Source organism: Pleomorphomonas carboxyditropha (assembly GCF_002770725.1).
Lineage (GTDB): Bacteria > Pseudomonadota > Alphaproteobacteria > Rhizobiales > Pleomorphomonadaceae > Pleomorphomonas > Pleomorphomonas carboxyditropha.
Genome location: NZ_NQVN01000012.1, coordinates 110,861 through 127,808 on the forward strand (window position 1 = coordinate 110,861; position 16,948 = coordinate 127,808).

17 protein-coding genes are annotated in these 16,948 nt (G+C 67.6%); 8 read left to right on the forward strand and 9 right to left on the reverse strand.

The features are described from left to right. Positions 1 to 107: 107 nt before the first annotated feature. Complete coding sequence (locus CJ014_RS17195; RefSeq protein ID WP_100081714.1) at positions 108 to 908, reverse strand: SDR family NAD(P)-dependent oxidoreductase; 801 nt, start codon at positions 906 to 908, stop codon at positions 108 to 110. A gap of 172 nt (positions 909 to 1,080) precedes the next feature. On the opposite strand from CJ014_RS17195, the gene CJ014_RS17200 reads away from it, so the two are divergent. Beyond that, complete coding sequence (locus CJ014_RS17200) at positions 1,081 to 1,266, forward strand: hypothetical protein (protein WP_133121874.1); 186 nt, start codon at positions 1,081 to 1,083, stop codon at positions 1,264 to 1,266. 75 nt (positions 1,267 to 1,341) lie between these two features. Here the strand turns inward: CJ014_RS17200 and CJ014_RS17205 are convergent, their stop codons facing one another. The 4 genes from CJ014_RS17205 to CJ014_RS17220 are packed head-to-tail and all read right to left on the reverse strand — an operon-like array spanning position 1,342 to position 5,804. Beyond that, complete coding sequence (locus CJ014_RS17205) at positions 1,342 to 1,665, reverse strand: hypothetical protein (RefSeq protein WP_100081716.1); 324 nt, start codon at positions 1,663 to 1,665, stop codon at positions 1,342 to 1,344. Next, positions 1,665 to 3,200 carry a DHA2 family efflux MFS transporter permease subunit gene (locus tag CJ014_RS17210; RefSeq protein WP_100081717.1) on the reverse strand — a complete coding sequence of 512 codons (1,536 nt, stop codon included), beginning with the start codon at positions 3,198 to 3,200 and terminating at the stop codon, positions 1,665 to 1,667. The genes CJ014_RS17205 and CJ014_RS17210 overlap by 1 nt, the downstream gene beginning before the upstream one ends. A 4-nt stretch (positions 3,201 to 3,204) precedes the next feature. Beyond that, on the reverse strand, positions 3,205 to 4,350 hold the full coding sequence (locus tag CJ014_RS17215; protein WP_100081761.1) for an HlyD family secretion protein: 1,146 nt from the start codon (positions 4,348 to 4,350) through the stop codon (positions 3,205 to 3,207). Between the two features lie 5 nt (positions 4,351 to 4,355). Next, positions 4,356 to 5,804: an efflux transporter outer membrane subunit gene (locus tag CJ014_RS17220; protein WP_100081718.1), complete on the reverse strand. Its 1,449-nt coding sequence runs from the start codon at positions 5,802 to 5,804 to the stop codon at positions 4,356 to 4,358. Positions 5,805 to 5,904: 100 nt separating this feature from the next. On the opposite strand from CJ014_RS17220, the gene CJ014_RS17225 reads away from it, so the two are divergent. The 5 genes from CJ014_RS17225 to CJ014_RS17245 all read left to right on the forward strand — a co-directional run bounded on the left by CJ014_RS17225 (position 5,905) and on the right by CJ014_RS17245 (position 10,849). After that, complete coding sequence (locus CJ014_RS17225; RefSeq protein WP_165790878.1) at positions 5,905 to 6,498, forward strand: TetR/AcrR family transcriptional regulator; 594 nt, start codon at positions 5,905 to 5,907, stop codon at positions 6,496 to 6,498. A 378-nt stretch (positions 6,499 to 6,876) separates the two neighbouring features. Beyond that, positions 6,877 to 7,104: a hypothetical protein gene (locus tag CJ014_RS17230; RefSeq protein WP_100081720.1), complete on the forward strand. Its 228-nt coding sequence runs from the start codon at positions 6,877 to 6,879 to the stop codon at positions 7,102 to 7,104. Between the two features lie 168 nt (positions 7,105 to 7,272). Next, on the forward strand, positions 7,273 to 8,343 hold the full coding sequence (locus CJ014_RS17235) for an ABC transporter substrate-binding protein (RefSeq protein WP_165790879.1): 1,071 nt from the start codon (positions 7,273 to 7,275) through the stop codon (positions 8,341 to 8,343). 60 nt (positions 8,344 to 8,403) lie between these two features. Next, positions 8,404 to 9,882: a sugar ABC transporter ATP-binding protein gene (locus CJ014_RS17240; protein ID WP_165790880.1), complete on the forward strand. Its 1,479-nt coding sequence runs from the start codon at positions 8,404 to 8,406 to the stop codon at positions 9,880 to 9,882. A 10-nt stretch (positions 9,883 to 9,892) separates the two neighbouring features. Then, entirely contained in the window at positions 9,893 to 10,849 is a 957-nt protein-coding gene (locus CJ014_RS17245) for an ABC transporter permease (protein WP_100081723.1), read from the forward strand. Between the two features lie 101 nt (positions 10,850 to 10,950). On the opposite strand, the gene CJ014_RS17250 is transcribed toward CJ014_RS17245, so the two are convergent. Continuing rightward, a complete protein-coding gene (locus CJ014_RS17250) occupies positions 10,951 to 11,751 on the reverse strand; it encodes an IclR family transcriptional regulator (protein ID WP_100081724.1) in 801 nt (266 codons plus the stop codon). Positions 11,752 to 12,041: 290 nt separating this feature from the next. Here CJ014_RS17250 and CJ014_RS17255 point away from each other — a divergent pair, with 290 nt between their 5' ends. Together CJ014_RS17255 and CJ014_RS17260 are read left to right on the forward strand one after the other, a co-directional pair. Continuing rightward, the gene (locus CJ014_RS17255) at positions 12,042 to 13,454 is read left to right on the forward strand and encodes an L-fucose/L-arabinose isomerase family protein (protein ID WP_100081725.1); all 1,413 of its coding nucleotides are present in this window, start codon (positions 12,042 to 12,044) and stop codon (positions 13,452 to 13,454) included. Between the two features lie 241 nt (positions 13,455 to 13,695). After that, complete coding sequence (locus tag CJ014_RS17260) at positions 13,696 to 14,154, forward strand: group III truncated hemoglobin (RefSeq protein ID WP_100081726.1); 459 nt, start codon at positions 13,696 to 13,698, stop codon at positions 14,152 to 14,154. Between the two features lie 58 nt (positions 14,155 to 14,212). Here CJ014_RS17260 and CJ014_RS17265 read toward each other — a convergent pair whose 3' ends face one another. The 3 genes from CJ014_RS17265 to CJ014_RS17275 are packed head-to-tail and all read right to left on the reverse strand — an operon-like array spanning position 14,213 to position 16,943. Then, complete coding sequence (locus CJ014_RS17265) at positions 14,213 to 15,094, reverse strand: PfkB family carbohydrate kinase (protein ID WP_100081727.1); 882 nt, start codon at positions 15,092 to 15,094, stop codon at positions 14,213 to 14,215. Further along, a complete protein-coding gene (locus tag CJ014_RS17270; protein WP_100081728.1) occupies positions 15,091 to 15,966 on the reverse strand; it encodes a MurR/RpiR family transcriptional regulator in 876 nt (291 codons plus the stop codon). Before CJ014_RS17270 ends, CJ014_RS17265 begins: the two co-directional genes overlap by 4 nt. After that, positions 15,963 to 16,943 carry an ABC transporter permease gene (locus CJ014_RS17275; RefSeq protein ID WP_100081729.1) on the reverse strand — a complete coding sequence of 327 codons (981 nt, stop codon included), beginning with the start codon at positions 16,941 to 16,943 and terminating at the stop codon, positions 15,963 to 15,965. The genes CJ014_RS17270 and CJ014_RS17275 overlap by 4 nt, the downstream gene beginning before the upstream one ends. Positions 16,944 to 16,948 lie beyond the last annotated feature (5 nt).

Here is a 16,948-nt window from a genome sequence, read left to right on the forward strand (position 1 = left end):
CGCCGCTCGGATCAACGGCCCGGCGACAACCGATATCGCCGGGCCGCCGTCGCTGCCCGTTGGAATGCCCGTTTGGAATGCCAAAGCCGGCGCCCGGCGTGCCTCGCCTATCTAAGGCCGCTCCCCGGCTCGGCGATCCTGCGGTGGCGGCGGGCCAGGGTTTCCGGCGACATGAAGCCGGCCATCGTCGTCTGCAGCTTGTTGCTCCAGCCGGTGACGATATCCGCCTCGCCGTTCATCATCGCCCGATAGCCGGCCCGCGCCACATAGCCGGCGTCGTCCTTGTCGGCCTGGCCCATCTCGGTGTCCATCAGGTCGGCGCGTTCGAAGAACTCGGTCTCGGTCGGGCCGGGCATCAGCACCGTCACGGTGATGTTGGTGTCGGTCATCTCCTCCCTCAGCGCGTAGGCGAAGCTGTCGACGAAGGCCTTGGTGCCGTTGTAGACCGCCTGGAAGGCGCCCGGGATGTAGCCGGCGATCGAGCCGGTGAACAGGATGCGGCCGAACTGCTGCTCGCGCATCTGCCGGCCGATCCGGTGCACCAGGTCGAGCGTGCCCATGATGTTGGTGTCGACCACCCGGCGGATGTCGTCGAAGGACTGGTCGAGGAAGCCGTGGCCGAGGCCGCGGCCGGCGTTGGCCATCAGGAGCTCCACCGGCCGGCCGTCGGAGGCGATGACGTCGATCAGCCGGGCGATGCCCTCGGGCGTCGACAGGTCGGCCTCGACGGCGCGGATGGAAACGCCGTGCTCGCCGAGCAGGTCGGCGACGTCGTGGATCCCCGGTTCGTCGGCGGCGACGACGAGGTCATAGCCGTCTCCGGCGGCGCAGCGGGCGAGCTCGAAGCCGATGCCGGTCGAGGCGCCGGTGACGACGGCGATGCCGCGGTCGGGATAGATCTGGCCCATGGTGTTCTCCTCGGGTTCGTTGCGCGGCCGGCGAAGCCGGCCGCAGGATGGACGAAACCCGCGGGAGACGTCGATGTTCCCGCCGGGAACAATCGACCCGATGACCGGTTGTCCCGGTTGGTCGGTACCGCCGGCCGAGCCCCGGATGCCCCGGGATCGCAAGGAGGCCGTCATGAACGACAACGCCAAGAACAACGAACATCGCGAGCAGGACCCGGTGGAGGGTTCGCGCGAGATCGTCGATCGCGAGCTGAAGCGCCAGGACGACGCGGCCGGCCAGCGGGCCGCCGCCGGCAAGCCGGTCGATCCGACCCCGCCGCCGCTCGAGGAGCGCCCGCAGATCAACCGGAAGAAATGACCTGCCGGGCCGCGGAAAGCCGGCTGCATGCAACGGAATTCACGGCTCGGGTTGCCCAACCCGGGCCGTTGCCGATCAGGCCATCACGTCGCGATCGATATCGTCGAGCCAGGCCCTCAGCTCGTTGAAGCGGGGCGATAGCCTGGTGGCCCGGCCGAGCAGCTGCCGCACCGTCATCAGCGAGAAGGCCAGGATATAGCGGTCCTTCTCGGCCATCTGCGCGTGGGCGCGCGAATAGTCGGCGAGCGCGCCGATCTCCGGCGATTGCAGGGAATCCGCCTCGAACAGCTTCAGCCGGTTGACGAGGAGGCTCGGCCGCGCCACCTCGGTCTGCTCGACCGTCAGGTGCAGCCTGTAGCGGTACTTCCGCTCGTCGGGAGATTTGTCGGGCCGGTCCATCAATGCGCTCCGCTGGTGTCGATCGGTCCCTTCGGCTTGGGCGCCAGCCAGGGCAGCAGGGCCGCCAGCACGAAGACCACGGTGATCACCGCGAACATGTCGAGCGTGGCGAGCAGCACGCTCTGGTGCTCGACGATGCGGGTGAGATTGGCGACCGCCACCTCGGGCGAGGCGCCGCCCGCCACCATGCCGGCGATCACCTCGGCGTTGTTGTGCATGGCGCCGACCAGCTCGGTCTGGTTGACGCGCGCCGAATTGGCCCAGCCGGTCTGCACCAGCGAGGTGGCGAAGGCGCCGGCCAGCGTGCGCATGAAGTTGGAGAGGCCGGCGGCGTTGGCCTGCTCCTCCGGCGTCACGCTGGCGATGGCGAGGCCGGTCACCGGCACGAAGAACATCACCATGAACGGGCCGGTGAACAGCGTCGGCCAGGCCATCTGCGCGAAGGTGACGTCGGAATTGAAGCCCATGCGCCAGGCCGTCATGGCGCCGAGGCCGAGGATGCCGATCGACAGGATGGCGCGCGGATCGAACTTCTCCGTCGCCTTGCCGACGATCGGCGCCGAGATCATGGCGAGAATGCCCATGATGCCGGTGGCGTATCCGGCCCAGGTGGCCGTGTAGCCCATGTTCTGCTGCAGCCACAGCGGCAGGATGACGATGGCCGCGAAGAAGGCGCCGAAGCCGCCGGCGAAGGTGACGGCCGCCGCCGTGAAGCCGCGATGGCGGAAGATGCGCAGATCGACGATCGGCTGCGCCTCGGTCAGCTCGTAGATGACGAAGGCGAGGAAGCCCACCACGGCGACGACGGCGAGCAGCTTGATTTCGGTGGCGGCGAACCAGTCGTGGTTGCGTCCCTCGTCGAGCATGATCTGCAAGGCGCCGACCCACAGCACCAAGAGCGCCAGGCCGATCGCGTCGATGCGCGCCTTGCCGGTCGGGTCGGGCAGCCCCCGTGTGGTCAGGAACACCAGGGCGCCGCCGATCAGCGCGATCGGCACCTTGATGTGGAAGATCCACGGCCAGCCGATGCCGTCGCAGATGATGCCACCGAGGATGGGGCCGGCGATCGGACCGATCAGCGTCGTCATCGCCCAGATCACCGAGGCGACGGTCGCCTGCCTGGGCGGGAAGATGCGCATCAGCAGCATCTGCGACAACGGCATGATCGGGCCGCCGACCAGGCCGAGCAGCACGCGGCCGGCGATCAGCATGCCGAGCGATTGCGACAGGCCGCACAAGAGCGAGATGGCGGCGAAGGCGAAATAGCAGGCGAGGAAGACGCGCATCGCCCCGAACCGCCGGCTGAGCCAGCCGGTGAGCGGCACGGTGATCGCCTCGGCCACCGCGTAGGAGGTGATCACCCACGAGCCCTGCGACACCGACACGCCAACCGAGCCGGCGATCGTCGGCACCGACACGTTGGCGATGGTGCTGTCGAGCACCACCAGGAAGTTGCCGGCGCCGATGGCGAGAGCGGCGACCAGGAGGCGCGGTCCGGCCAGCGGGCCGGCGTGCGGCAGGGCGGGCGCGGTCATTCGGTCACTCGACGAGCGAGATGTCGGCGGTCATCGACAGGCCGACCTGCAACGGATACGCCCTGAGCTCGGCCGGATCGAGCGCGATGCGCACCGGCAGGCGCTGCACCACCTTGATCCAGTTGCCGGTGGCGTTCTGGGCCGGCACCACCGAGAAGGCGGCGCCGGTGCCGCCGGAAAAGCCGACCACCGTGCCGGTGAACGGCACGTCGCCGCCGTAGAGGTCGGAGGTGAGCGTCACCTTCTGGCCGGCCTTGACGTGGGCGAGCTGCACTTCCTTGTAGTTGGCGTCGACATAGGCCTCGCCGAGCGGCACCACCACCATCAGCGTCATGCCCGGCTGGACGCGCTGGCCGACCTGCACCTGCCGGCGCGAGATGACGCCGTCGACCGGCGCCCGCATCACCGTGCGTTCGAGGTTGACCCTGGCCTGGTCGCGGGCCGAGCGGGCGGCCAGCACTTCCGGATTGTCGTCGATGCCGACGCCGGAGATCATGGCGGCGTTGGCCTCCTTGGCGGCCACGGCGGCGTCGTGGGCAGCAAGGGCGCCGGCCGCGCCGGCCCGGGCGGCCGAAAGGCTGGCCTCGGCGGTCTTCAGCACGGTCTCGACGGCGGTGATCTCGTCGCCGGACACCGAGCCATTGCCGGCCAGCGTCTGGCGGCGGTCGAGGTCGATCCTGGCCTTCTCGAACCCCGCCTCGGCCGAGGCGAGCTGGGCGGCCGCCTGCACCTGGTCGGCCTCGCGGCCGGCGATCTGGGCGGCGAGCGCCTTGTCGTTGGCGACGAGAGCCGTCACCCGGCGGATGGCGCTCTGGTAGGTCGCCTCGGCCATGGCGAGCGCCAGCTCGGCGTCGGTGTCGTCGAGGCGGACCAGCACGTCGCCCTTCTTCACCATCTCGGTATCGCTGACCAGCACCTCCAGGACGGGCGCCGCCACCAGCGGTGTGATCTGCGCCACGTCGGCGCCGACATAGGCGTTGTCGGTGACGGCATGCTTGGACGCATAGAGCGTGTCATAGGCATAGTAGGCGCCGCCCGCGGCCGCCACGGCGAGAAACAACCCCAGGAACAGCGGGCCGCGCTTCTTGGGATTGACGGCCGCCGTGGCGGCCCGGGCGGTTTCTTCGGCGTCGGCGTCGATCTTGCTCATGTCGTTCACGACTGCTTCTCCGTGCTGCGGAACCCGCCGCCGAGGGCGCGGACCATTGCGATATCCAGGGTGAAGGCGCGGGCCTGCAGCGCGGCGGTCGCCCGGCGAGCGGTGATCAGCGCGTCTTCGGCGGTCAGCACTTCGAGATAGGTGGCAAGGCCGCCGTTGTAGCGGTCGCTGACGACGCGCCAGGCCTTCTCGGCGGCGACGGCCGACCGCCTGGTGTTGGCGAGCTGGCTGGCGAGCTGGCGCTTGCTGACCACGGCGTCGGCCACCTGGCGCAGCGCCTCGGTCAGCGTCCTGTCGTAGCTGGCGACGGCGATCTCGTATTGCGACACGGCGCTGCGCTCGCCGGCCCTGAGGCGGCCGCCGTCGAAGATCGGCAGCGAGACGGCCGGGCCGACCGAGCCGAACGTCGAGCCGGTATCGGTGAGCATGTTGAGGCCGAGCGCCTGCTTGCCGATCATCGCCGCCAGGTTGACGTTGGGATAGTAGGCGGCCTTGGCGGCGTCGATCTCCTTGGAAGACGCCTCGGCGGTGTAGCGGGCCGCCAGGATATCCGGCCGCCGGCCCAGGAATTCGATGGGCAGGCTCCGGGGAACGCCGGTGTAACGGCCGCCCCGCACCTTCGGCCGGCTGACGGCGAGGCCGCGGTCCGGCCCGGCGCCGATCAGCGCGGCGAGCTGGTTCCGGGCAAGACCGATCTCTTCGTCGATCCGGGCGAGCTCGGCCTCGGCGCCGGCCTCGGCGGCGCGCGACCGCTCCAGCGCCCCCTCGTTTTCGAGGCCCTTGCCGGTGCGGTCGCTCATCAGCGACAGCGTCTGCTTGCGCACGTTGATGGCGCTGACGGCAGAATCGCGGTCGGCATAGAGCGCGGCGAGCCGGCCGTAGACGTCGGCGATGCCGGTGGACAGGGCGAGCCGGGTGGCGGCGGCTTCCGCCTCGGCGGCGGCGGCCTTGCCCTTGGCGGCGGCCAACGCCGCCCGGTTCTTGCCCCAGAAGTCGATCTCCCAGTCGAGCGACAGCGTGCCGGTGCCGGCGTCGTTCCAGCCCTTGGGCACGAAGTCCTCGCCGATCAGGTAGTTGTAGGACTGGCGCTCGCTATCGGCCTTGGCCGAGGCGCCGACGGTAGGCAGCAGCGACGCCCGCGACGCGCCGACGCCGGCGTAAGCCAGGGCGACGCGCGCCGCGGCGATCCGCATGTCCGACGCGCCGGCGAGCCCCTCGTCGATCAGCGTCGCCAGTTGCGGGTCGCCATAGGCCTGCCACCAGGCGTCGGCCGGCCAGGCCGCGTCGGCGGCGGGGGCAAGGCTCTTGCCGGACGCATAGTCGGAGATCGGCTTCACCTCGGAGACGGCCGCATTTTCCGGAAGCATGGCGCATCCGCCATAAAGCGCTGACAGAAAAAGCAGAACGCCGGCGGAACATCCATTTTGACCGAGCCTCGAACGCATGCGGCACCCATATAACCGTACAGTACGGTTTTGTTATAAAGGCGACTTGCGGCGGTCAAGGCCAAAATCTAGTCTTCCGATCACGAATGGGAGATTCCGCATGCGCGCCAAGACCGATGAGAAGCGCAACGCCATCATCGAAGCCGCATTGGCCGTGTTCGAGGAGGTGGGCTACCAGCGCGCCAGCATGGCGATGATCTCGGCCCGGCTCGGCGGCTCCAAGGCGACGCTCTACGGCTACTTCCAGTCCAAGGAGCTGTTGTTCGCCACCGCGGTGACCTCGGCGCTGGAGGAGGCCGGCGACGAGACCATGGCGGCGCTCGCCTCCGAAGGCGACATCGCCTCGGTTCTCCGCCGCTACGGCCGGCTCTATCTGGATCTCGTCACCCGGCCGGAAATCCTCGCCATCCTGCGCACCGTGCTCAGCGAGGGCCAGAACTCCACCCTCGGCCGCGAGGTCTACGCGCTCGGCCCCCAGCGCGGCATCACCGGCCTCACCGAATTCCTGAAGGCGCGCGCCGCCGCCGGCGAAATCGACCTCGCCTCGCCGGAAGTCGCCGCCCAGCACTTCAAGGGCCTCCTGGAAGCCGGCGTCACCGAACCACGCCTCTTCGGCCTCACCGACATCAGGGACAAGCGCGAGGCGGTCGACACGGCCGTCGCCGCCTTCATGCGGATTTACGGCAGATCCTGACCGGCCTCCGCGTCCTTCGCAGGATACCCGACTTTATCATCCTGATGATCCGAACCGACCATTCTTGACTCCGCGTTGCGCGGAAAAGCGGCGCATCGTCACAGGCACGGCGACGTCTGCCGCCGTCTCTGTGCATTTCAACACTTAGTGACGGTTGACAAGCGCCCAAACTCTTTGTAGCTTCACATATGAAAAAACATTCTCACATATGAAATAGAGAGCAGCGGTTGCCGTCGAGGAGGGCAGTAACCACTTCCCTCTCGAAACCAAGTACAAGGCACATACGGGCGGTTGAATGACAGCGATGGCCGGAGGTCCATCGTGCTGATTGCGGATCCATGCGCAATTCGGAACAAAAATAAGTGGAGGAGACTACCCATGAAACCGTCGCGTCTCTCCCCTGGCTTATGCCTGTTCGTGCCATCGACGCTGATTTCGTCGGCGTTGCTGGCGCAGGACTATAAGTGGCCGGACAAGATTCCATCGGAATCGACCGAGCTGATCCCGCAGGCCGCATCACCGGGCGTGTTCAAATTCACACAAAATATGATCGGCAGGCTCAAGAACGGCAACGACACGGCCGGTCTGGTGATGCACGCGGCATGACCGCGTCGCCGGCCGGCATCGCTCGTCATCCGGGAAATCATCGAGGCGCCATCGCCGCGGTGGCGTCGAGCCGCCGCCGCCGAGGAGCGGCGGACCATGGAAACAAAGCCGATCGGCGAATGCCGGGCCGATCGACGCGCACAACAAGACCGGCAATGGAGGAAACCCATGTTGACCAAGTGCCTTCGCAACACGATTGCCGCCCTGGCAATCCCGCTCCTGTTCGGCGCGGCGCCCGCCATGGCGTCCAAGGACAAGCCGGTGATCGGCGTCGTCGTGCCGACGCTGGCCGCGCAGTTCTGGAACAACTACGTCGACTTCATGAAGAAGGGCGCCGCCGACCTCGGCGTCGAGCTCGTCGTGCTCAACGCCGACAACAAGCCGGACCAGATGGTGAAGTCGCTGGAGGATCTCGTCGCCCGTCCGGCCGACGGCATCATCTTCACCCCCTACTGGGCCACCGCCACGCGCGGCCTGACCCTCGCCAAGGACGCCGGCATCCCGGTGATCCTCACCGACACCTATCCGGACTATCCGCCGCAGACCGATCGCTTCCCGAACTATCTCGCCTTCGTCGGCCCGAGCGACCAGGACGCCGGCCGCCAGATGGCCGAGGCGCTGTTCGCCGCCATGAGCCCGGACGCCAACGGCAAGAAGGTGATCGGCGTCGTCAACGGCACCGCCGGCACGTCGGTCGCCATCGACCGCCGCAAGGGCCTGGAGGATGCCCTGAAGGACCATCCCGAGGTGGTGGTGGCCGGCGAGGTCGACGGCAACTTCGTCCGCGACACGTCGCAGACCGTGTTCGAATCGCTCTACCAGGGCCACCCCGACATCAAGGGCGTCTGGGCGGCCAACGGCGGCACCGCTACCGGCGTGATGACGGCGCTGAAGAATGCCGGCAAGCAGCCGGGCAAGGACATTTTCGTCGTCGCCATGGACCTCAACCCCGAGAATGTCGACGCCGTCGAGAGCGGCGACCTGTTGTTCGACATCGGCGGTCACTGGCTGCAGGGCGGCTTCGCGCTGGTCATGCTCTACGATGAGATCAAGGGCATCGACCTGCCGAAGGAGCAGGACAGCGTCAAGCTGAAGCTGCTGCCCGTCACCAAGGACACGGTGGCGCAGTTCAAGGCCGACTTCCCCGAGGGCGTGCCGCCCTACGACTTCAAGGCCCATTCGCGCGCCTACACGCCGGATGCCCCGGCCGCCGCCTTCGAGCTGACCTACAGCAAGTAAGCGTCTCAGCCGCGCCCGCGGTCCGCCCGCGGGCGCGCCCACCCATTGCGGACGAATGCCGTGCAGATAGTCGCCAACACCATTTCGCGCACCTTCGGCAGCACGCGGGCGCTGGTCGACGTGTCCGTCACGCTCGACGGCGGCGCCATTCACGCGCTGGTCGGCGAGAACGGCGCCGGCAAGTCGACCCTGCTCAAGATACTGGGCGGCGCCGAACGGCCGGATGCCGGCGTCATGACCATCGACGGCGCGCCCTACGCCCCGGCCTCGCTCGGCGAAGCGGTGGCCCACGGCGTCGGGCTGGTCTTCCAGGAAATCACCATCAACACGTCGCTGACGGTGGCCGAAAACATCCTGGTCGGCCAGTTGCGCCGCTTCCGGCGCGGCGGCCTCCTGACCGAACGGGCCATGGCCCGGCGCGCCCAGGAGCTGCTCGACAGCTTTTCGGCCGACATTTCCGTCAACCGGCCGCTCGCCTCGCTCGATCTCGGTCAGTGGAAGTGCATCGAGATCGCCCGCGCCCTGTCGACCCGACCGCGGGCGATCTTCTTCGACGAATCCACCGCCTTCCTCAACCATCGCGAGGTCGACGTGGTGCTGACCGCCATGCGCGCCCTGAAGTCGCAGGGCCTCGCCGTCGCCTTCGTGTCGCACCACCTCGCCGAAGTCGGCGCCATCGCCGACCGGCTGACCATCCTGAAGGACGGGCACAAGGTCGGCGACTTCGAGGCCGGCGAACTCGACCGCGAGGAAATCCAGAGCCGCATGGTCGGCCGCGACATGTCCAAGGGCATCTATCCGCCGCGCGGCGAACGGGCCGACGGTCCGGCGGTCCTCAGCCTCCACGGGGTCGGCGCCGGGCCGCGCCTCGCGCCGCTGTCGCTCACCGTGCGCCAGGGCGAGATCGTCGGCGTCGCCGGCCTCAAGGGTGCCGGCGGCGAACGGCTGCTGGAGGTCGTGGCCGGCGTCGAGCGGATCCGCAGCGGCGAGATTCGCATCGGCAGCCACACCGGCGCCGCCCGCTCGCCGGCCGAGGGCTGGCAGAAAGGCGTCGCCTACCTGCCGGGCGACCGCACCGCCGAGGGCGCCATCGTCGGCGCCAGCGTGCTCGACAATCTGGTGATGGCCCGGCCGCCGCGGCGCGGCCCCTGGTTCGACCGGCGGCGGGCCGGCGAGCTGGCGTCGAACATGATCGCCAGGCTGCGCATCAAGACGGCGTCGGTCCGGGCGCCGATGACCTCGCTGAGCGGCGGCAACCTTCAGAAGGTGGTGCTCGGCAAATGCCTCGCCGCCGAACCGCGCCTCCTGCTGCTCAACAATCCGACCCGCGGCGTCGACGTCGGCGCCCGCCTGGAAATCTACCGGTCGCTGCGCGAGTCGGCGGCCAAAGGCCTGGCCATTCTCCTGGTCAGCGAGGACCTGAACGAGCTGATCGGCCTCAGCGACCGCATCCTGGTGATGCGGGCGGGGACCGTGACCGCCGAGATCGAAGACCCGTCGAGAGCCACCGAGGACGCTCTCATCCGGCACATGACATGAGGACCCCAGAATGAAACTCTCGCAGACCCGGTCGCTGACGACGGACGACGTCCGGCGGCTGTTCCCCATCATGTTGCTGATCGTGCTGTGCGCGGCCTTCGCGCTCACCTCGTCGAGGTTCCTGCAATTCAACAACCTGATGATCGTCGCCCAGCAGGCGGTGGTGCTGCTGGTCGCCGCACTCGGCATGACCTTCGTCATCATCGCCGGCTCGATCGACCTGTCGGTCGGCGCCATCGTGGCGCTGTCGGCGCTGGTGGCCGCCGTGACGGCGGGCAGCATCGGCGTGTTCGCCGTCGTGCCGGCCTGCATCGTCGGCCTTCTGAGCGGCCTCATCAACGGGGTGGTCGTCGCCAGGGGCAAGGTGCCCTCGTTCATCGTCACGCTCGGCACCATGGTGGTCTACCGCGGCGTCGTGCTCTACTTCACCCGCGGCGCGCCGATCTCCATCGAGGACGAGTCCTTCCTGACGGTCTATTCGGGCCGCAGCCTGTCGGTTCCCCATTCGGTTCTGATCGCCATCGGCGTCATCGCCGTCACGGCCGTGGTGCTCAACCTGACGGTGTTCGGCCGCGAGGTGCGGGCCATCGGCGGCGGCGAGCGCATCGCCTTTCTGACCGGCATCAAGGTGGAGCGGGTGAAGATCGCCGTGTTCGGCCTGGTCGGTCTGCTCTGCGGTCTGGCCGGCCTGTTGCAGGCGGCGCGATCGATGGCCGCCACCGCTCAGTTGGGCGAAGGGCTGGAACTCGACGCCATCGCCGCCGTGGTGGTCGGCGGCACGCCGCTCACCGGCGGCGTCGGCTCCATTCAGGGCACCATTCTCGGCGCCCTGATCATCACCATCCTGTCCAACGGCATGAACATCATCGGCCTCGACCCCTATTTCCAGAACATCATCAAGGGACTGGTGCTGATCCTCTCGGTGTTCGTCACCATCGACCGCAAGAAGATCGGCATCATCAAGTAAGGGGAAGCGTCGTGACCCATCGGCAAACGGCAGGCGGCGATCGCGTCCGGGCACGCGCCGCCGTCATCGGCAGAGGCTGCGCCGGCGCGTCCGGCCGTCGCTCACGGGCGCGGATAGCTGCCGGCGTAGCCCATCAGCGTCGAAACCTCCCGGGCGATGGCCAGCACCGATGCGACGATGTGGTCGCGCCTGGCCTTGTCCTGGTACTGCTCGACATGGCCGGTGACGCCGAGGGCGCCGACGCAGCGATCGTGGCTGTCCCAGATGGCACCGGCGACGCAGCCGATGCCGCGGGCGAACTCCTCGATGTCGGTGGCGTAGCCCTGCTGGCGCGACTGGCCGATGGCTTCGGTCAGCGCCTTGGCGTCGCAGATGGTGTTCCTGGTCTTCCGCTGGAGATTTTCGGGAACCAGCACGTCCTCGAGCTCGCCGGGCGTCAGGTAGGAACAGATGATCTTGCCGGCGGCGCTGACGTTGATCGGGATGTAGCTGTGCAGCGGCGCGACGATCGACACCGGCTCCTTCGGCAGCGCCTGCTCGATGTACATCACCGAGCCGGCCTTGAGGATGGCGAGCTGCGCCGTCTGCCCCGTGCGCTCGGCAAGGTCGAGCAAGGGCATGCGCGCCACCGAATGGAGCGAGTGGTTGAGCTGGTAGAACTGGACCAGTTGGAAGAGCTTGTTGCCCGGCTGGTAGAACTGCTGCGACAGGTTGATCTCGTCGAGATAGCCGCGCTGCACCAGCGTCTTGATCAGGCGGAAGGCCGAGGCCGAGGGAATCGACAGCGCCTTGGAAAGCTCCTTCATGCTGACCGGCTGGCTGGCTTCCACGACGTATTCCAGCACGCTCAGTCCCCGATCGAGGGCGGGGGCGTCCGAGGTGACTTCCGGATTGGCGTTCATTTGACGTTGTTCCCTCTGCGCCCTGGAAGGGCGACTACCCGACGCTCCCGCCCGGCGCGATTCAATCACAGATACCAGCCACTTGCCTGCGATGCACCGTCAATCGACCGCGGCGGCGGGGCCTTTGCCGGCTATCCGGCAGCGGCCGGATCGCAACCCTCTCGCGCAGCATCCGCCGGACTTCACCGGCGAAGCCGATACCGATGAACGTCGATGGAGTCTATTCCGATTTCATATTCATATGTGAAATATCTTTTTCATTAGCGAAAAGCAAGAACCAGGAGGAAACAATGGTTAGCAGGCCGAAAATCGGCATCATCGGCTTCTCCGACGGAGAGCCGGCGGTTCACGAACAGCTCAAGGCGATCGTGCAGAAGCAGGTGGATTCCATCGTCGCCGAGGTGAACGCCCTAGACGTGATGGATCTCGTCACGGCTTCGACGCTGGTCAATTCGCCGGCGACGGCGAAGACCACCGCCCTCGAAATGATCGCCCAGGGCGTCGACGGCGTCATCTTCTCCTACGGCGTCTTTTCCTTCCCGAACTTCTCGGCGATCGCCGCGCAGTTCCTGAAGATGCCCTGCCTGCTGATGGCCAATCTCAATCCGGACTGGCCGGGCATGGTGTCGATGCTGGCGAGCGGCGGCGCGCTCAACCAGCTCGGCATCCAGCATTTCCGGGCGGCCGGCGACATCCACGACCCGGAAGTGCGCGACAAGGTCGTCAGCTTCGCCCGCTCTGCCCATGTCGTCGGCAAGCTGCGCGGCTCGACCTACGGACTGGTCGGCGGCCGCAGCCTCGGCATGTACAGCGCCACCGTCAGCATGCAGGACTGGCAGCAGAAGTTCGGCATCGACGTCGAGCACGTCGACCAGTCGGAAATCGTCCGGCTGGCCGAGGAAGTGCCGGCCGACAAGGTCGAGAAGGCTTTCGCCTGGCTCACCGAGAACGTCAAGGAGATCAGGTACGACGGCGTCCAGTTGACGCCCGACAAGCTCAAGCGCCAGATCCGCCACTACGAGGCGACCAAGCGGCTGGCCGCCGAGAAGAGCCTCGATTTCGTCGGCGTCAAATGCCACTACGAGCTCAGCCGGCACCATTGCACCCAGTGCATCAGCGCCGCCTTCATGAACGATCCCTACGACTGGGACGGCCCCAAGGAGCCGATGGCCTTCGCCTGCGAAGCCGACTCCGACGCCGGCCTGACCATGCAGATCCTGAAGCTTTTGACCGACAGTCCGGTGCTGTTCATGGACGTCCGTCACTGGGACGCCGAGCGCGGCGTCATGGTGTTCTGCAACTGCGGCTCGGAATCGACCTACTACGCGACCGGCAGCGACGACTACAAGGCCAACCTCGGGAAGACGACGCTCTACCCCGCCCTCGGCATCTATTCGGGCGGCGGTTGCCACGTCAATCTGATGACGCACGCCGGCAAGGCCACCATCGCCCGCCTCTGCCGCAAGAACGGCGCCTATCGCATGACCATGTTCGACGCCGAATTCGTCGAGCTGCCGGACGAGGTGATGAAGGAGACCACCGAGGAGTGGCCGCACGTCTTCGCCAAGCTGCCGTTCGACTATCGGAAGTTCATCGACAAGTTCGACGCCAACCACTGCCACGCGGTCTACGGCAGCCACATCGAGGATATCTCGAAGGTCTGCGCCATGCTCGGCATCGAGCTCGACATTCTCTCCGCCTGAAGCATCCGCCCGAAAAGTTGCAGGCTTTTCGGACCAAGCGGATGCGTGAAACAAAAACCTGACGCATCCGCCCGAAAAGTTGCAGACTTTTCGGACCAAGCGGATGCGTGAAACAAGACCAACGCGATCCGACCGGCTCCACCCGGCCGGATCGTTCTTTTCAAGGAGCCTCTTCCCCGTTTGCCTCGACGCAGCCGCGTGATTACATCAGCGGCAGCTTCTATCGGCAGCCGGAGACAGCATGACCGCAACCGACGCGCCGCGACGCGGCATTCCCATGGGATCGATCGACGAGGACAACATCCGCGCGCTGGTCCATGGCTTCTACGGCAAGGTGATGGCCGATCCGGACCTTGCCGCCATCTTCGGCCGCGAGATCGAGAAAAACCAGTGGCCTGCCCACTTGGAGAAAATGTGCGCCTTCTGGTCGTCGGTGCTGCTGCGCTCGGGCCGCTACGACGGCCGGCCGATGCGGCCGCACCTCATGATCCCCGACATCGAGGACCGGCATTTTCAGCGCTGGCTGACGCTGTTCGCCGAAACGGCGCGTCGGGTGTTCGACGAGCGCGATGCCAACGGCGTCATCGCCACCGCCGAGCGCATCGGCCACAACTTCCGCCTCGCCCGCGCCCAGAACCGGGGGCTGGACAGCACCGGCCTCGAGATGATCCGCGCCGAGCCGGCCGGTGATATGGCATAGCCGCGGGTCCGCTCGCCCCCCCGAGAACCGCACGCTCTTCCCGGACATGCCTGGCCCGTCAGCGTTCGTTCTCGGGGGTCGCCACCAGTTTGGCGGCGGCGGCGTTTGCCGCTTCGAGTGCCACGCGTATGCCTTTGCCCTGCGCCAGCCCGGCCGCCAGGACGCCGATGAACTCGTCGCCGGCGCCGTGGGTGCTGACCAGCCTGACCGGTATTGCCGGCAGGGCGTAGGGCGCTTCGCCGGCGCCCGCATAGACCAGTCCGTCGCCGCCGAGCGTCACCACGACGTGGGGGAACCGTCCGGCGAGTTCGGCGGCAACCGCCAGCGCGTCGGACGGGCCGGCGACCGCCCGGCCCGACACGTCGGCGGCCTCGACGGCGTTGACCACCAATATGTCGATCTGGCGCTGCAGGGCGTCGGACAGCGGCCGGGCCGGCGCGGCGTTGAGCAGGACGCGGCCGCCGGCCGCCCGCGCCGCGGCGGCGATGGCGGCGTTGGCAGCGTCCGGAACCTCGTTCTGCAGCACCAGCACGCCGGTCCGGGCGAGAAGATCGGCCGCGGCGGCGACATCGGCCTCGCCGAGCGACAGATTGGCGCCGGAGACGATCACCGCGCCATAGTCGCCGTCGGCGTCGAAGATCGCCACCGACATGCCGCTGCCGGCCGAGCCGAGGGTGCGCACGCGGCTCCGGTCGACGCCGCGCCTGTCGAGATTGGCGACAAGCGCCCGGCCGAAGTCGTCGTCGCCGACCGCGCCGATCATCGCGGCGGGAACACCGGCCCGGGCCGCCGCCACCGCCTGGTTGCCGCCCTTGCCGCCGCATTTCGGAAACCAGGCCGAGCCGGCCAGCGTCTCGCCCTTGCGCGGGCGGTCGGGGCTGTCGACCATGATGTCGTAGTGAAGGCTTCCGAAGACGGTCACGAGCGGCCTGGCGGTCATGGCATCCTGTCTTTGCGTTTGGAGTTCACGGCCGACATGGTCCGCTGGAGGTTCTGTTCGGCGGCGCGATAGTTGCGCTGGGCGACGGCGACGAACACCGCGTCCATGATGTTGAGCTGGGCGATGCGGGCGGCGGCGTTCTCGCCCATCAGCGGCGAGCCCTGGGCCGTCGAGCACAAGACGACATCGGCGATCTGGGCCAGCGGCGAGGTGTCGTAGTTGGTGACGGCGATCGAGCGGGCGCCGTTCTTGCGGGCGAGCTGGACGGCCTCGATCACGGCGGTGGTGTTGCCCGAGTGCGAGAAGGCCACCACGACGTCGTCGCCTCCCAGGAGCGACGCCGACATCAGCATCATGTTGGCGTCGTCGTAGACGGCGCTGCGAATGCCGATCCTGAGGAACTTGTGCGCGACGTCGCGGGCGATCTGCGCCGAGCCGCCGACGCCGTAGAAGTCGCGCTGCCGCGCCCGGTGGATGAGGTCGGCGGCCCGGTCGAAGGCCGCGACATCGAGGATGGCCAGCGTTTCCTGGAGCGCGTGGATCGACGTATGGAACACCTTCTGGATGATCTCTTCCGAGGTGTCGTCCGGGGACAGCTCCTGGTGCATTTCCGAGGTGGGAAGCTGGTTGTAGAGGGCGACGGCGTTGCGGAATTCCCTGAAGCCGGCGAAGCCCAGCTTCTTGGTGATCTTGACCACCATGGCCTCGGAGACGCCGGCCTCGCCGGCGATCTCCTTCAGCGTCGTGTCTTCGTTGAAATCCCTCAGCCCGAACACCGTATCGACCACCTTGGCTTCGAGCGGCGTCAACAGCGGCATCATCATGCGGATGCGCGGACCCACGGACTTCAGGTCAAGACTGCCGGTGTTCATCCTCTACCCCTGGTCATGCGATCGATGATCATTGCGACGAGGATAATAAGGCCGGTGGCGAGCAGTTGATAGAACGCCTGAACGTTCATCAACGTCAGTCCGTTGCGCATGGCGCCGAGGATGATGGCGCCGAGCAGCGTGCCGACGATCGAGCCCTTGCCGCCCATCAGCGAGGCGCCGCCGATGGCCGAGGCGGCGATGGCGTCGAGCTCCCAGAGGTTGCCGAGGATCGGCTCGGCGGCGCCGAGGCGGCCGATCAGGATCGACGCGGTCAGCGCCGCCAGGAAGCCGGAGATGACGTAGGCGGCGATCTTGGTCAGGGCGATCGGCACGCCGGCGATATAGGCCGCTTCCTCGTTGCCGCCGACCGCCAGGAGATACTCGCCGAGCGGCGTCTTCTTGAGGATGATCCAGGCGATCACGGCGACGACGGCGACGATGATGATCGGCGAGGGAACGCCGAGCACGGCGCCGTTGAAGATGGCGCGATAGCCGGCGGGAATGCCGAGCACCGGGTTGCCGCCGGTGTAGATCAGCGCCAGCGCCCGGTAGGTGGAAAGCGTGCCGAGCGTGACGATGAACGGCTGCAGACCGACCACCGCCACGAAGACGCCGTTGATCAGGCCGCAGAGGGCGCCGAGCGCCAGGCCGGCCAGGATGGCCAGCGGCACCGGCACGCCGGAGAGCAGCAGCGAGCCGGAGATGACGGCCGACAGCGCCGCCGTCGGTCCGACGGAGAGGTCGATGCCGCCCGACACGATCACCAGCGTCATGCCCAGGGCGAGGCAGGCGTTGAGGCTCGACTGCTGCAGGATGTTGAGAAGGTTGCGCTCGGAAATGAAGCCGGGGGCGAGCAGCGCGAAGACCGCGAGGATGACGACGAGGCCGATCAGCGTGCCGGCATCGCGCAGGGCAAGCGTGCGCAGACCAAACCGCGATGAACCTTCGGCACCATTGCCATGGGAGAGAGACGACATGAGGG

What these genes read in the sequence shown, in the direction of transcription:
- CJ014_RS17195 (WP_100081714.1), bottom strand. Translation starts at nt 908, where the DNA reads ATGGGCCAGATCTATCCCGACCGCGGCATCGCCGTCGTCACCGGCGCC.
- CJ014_RS17200 (WP_133121874.1), top strand. Translation starts at nt 1,081, where the DNA reads ATGAACGACAACGCCAAGAACAACGAACATCGCGAGCAGGACCCGGTG.
- CJ014_RS17205 (WP_100081716.1), bottom strand. Translation starts at nt 1,665, where the DNA reads ATGGACCGGCCCGACAAATCTCCCGACGAGCGGAAGTACCGCTACAGG.
- CJ014_RS17210 (WP_100081717.1), bottom strand. Translation starts at nt 3,200, where the DNA reads ATGACCGCGCCCGCCCTGCCGCACGCCGGCCCGCTGGCCGGACCGCGC.
- CJ014_RS17215 (WP_100081761.1), bottom strand. Translation starts at nt 4,350, where the DNA reads ATGAGCAAGATCGACGCCGACGCCGAAGAAACCGCCCGGGCCGCCACG.
- CJ014_RS17220 (WP_100081718.1), bottom strand. Translation starts at nt 5,804, where the DNA reads ATGCGTTCGAGGCTCGGTCAAAATGGATGTTCCGCCGGCGTTCTGCTT.
- CJ014_RS17225 (WP_165790878.1), top strand. Translation starts at nt 5,905, where the DNA reads ATGCGCGCCAAGACCGATGAGAAGCGCAACGCCATCATCGAAGCCGCA.
- CJ014_RS17230 (WP_100081720.1), top strand. Translation starts at nt 6,877, where the DNA reads ATGAAACCGTCGCGTCTCTCCCCTGGCTTATGCCTGTTCGTGCCATCG.
- CJ014_RS17235 (WP_165790879.1), top strand. Translation starts at nt 7,273, where the DNA reads ATGTTGACCAAGTGCCTTCGCAACACGATTGCCGCCCTGGCAATCCCG.
- CJ014_RS17245 (WP_100081723.1), top strand. Translation starts at nt 9,893, where the DNA reads ATGAAACTCTCGCAGACCCGGTCGCTGACGACGGACGACGTCCGGCGG.
- CJ014_RS17250 (WP_100081724.1), bottom strand. Translation starts at nt 11,751, where the DNA reads ATGAACGCCAATCCGGAAGTCACCTCGGACGCCCCCGCCCTCGATCGG.
- CJ014_RS17255 (WP_100081725.1), top strand. Translation starts at nt 12,042, where the DNA reads ATGGTTAGCAGGCCGAAAATCGGCATCATCGGCTTCTCCGACGGAGAG.
- CJ014_RS17260 (WP_100081726.1), top strand. Translation starts at nt 13,696, where the DNA reads ATGACCGCAACCGACGCGCCGCGACGCGGCATTCCCATGGGATCGATC.
- CJ014_RS17265 (WP_100081727.1), bottom strand. Translation starts at nt 15,094, where the DNA reads ATGACCGCCAGGCCGCTCGTGACCGTCTTCGGAAGCCTTCACTACGAC.
- CJ014_RS17270 (WP_100081728.1), bottom strand. Translation starts at nt 15,966, where the DNA reads ATGAACACCGGCAGTCTTGACCTGAAGTCCGTGGGTCCGCGCATCCGC.
- CJ014_RS17275 (WP_100081729.1), bottom strand. Translation starts at nt 16,943, where the DNA reads ATGTCGTCTCTCTCCCATGGCAATGGTGCCGAAGGTTCATCGCGGTTT.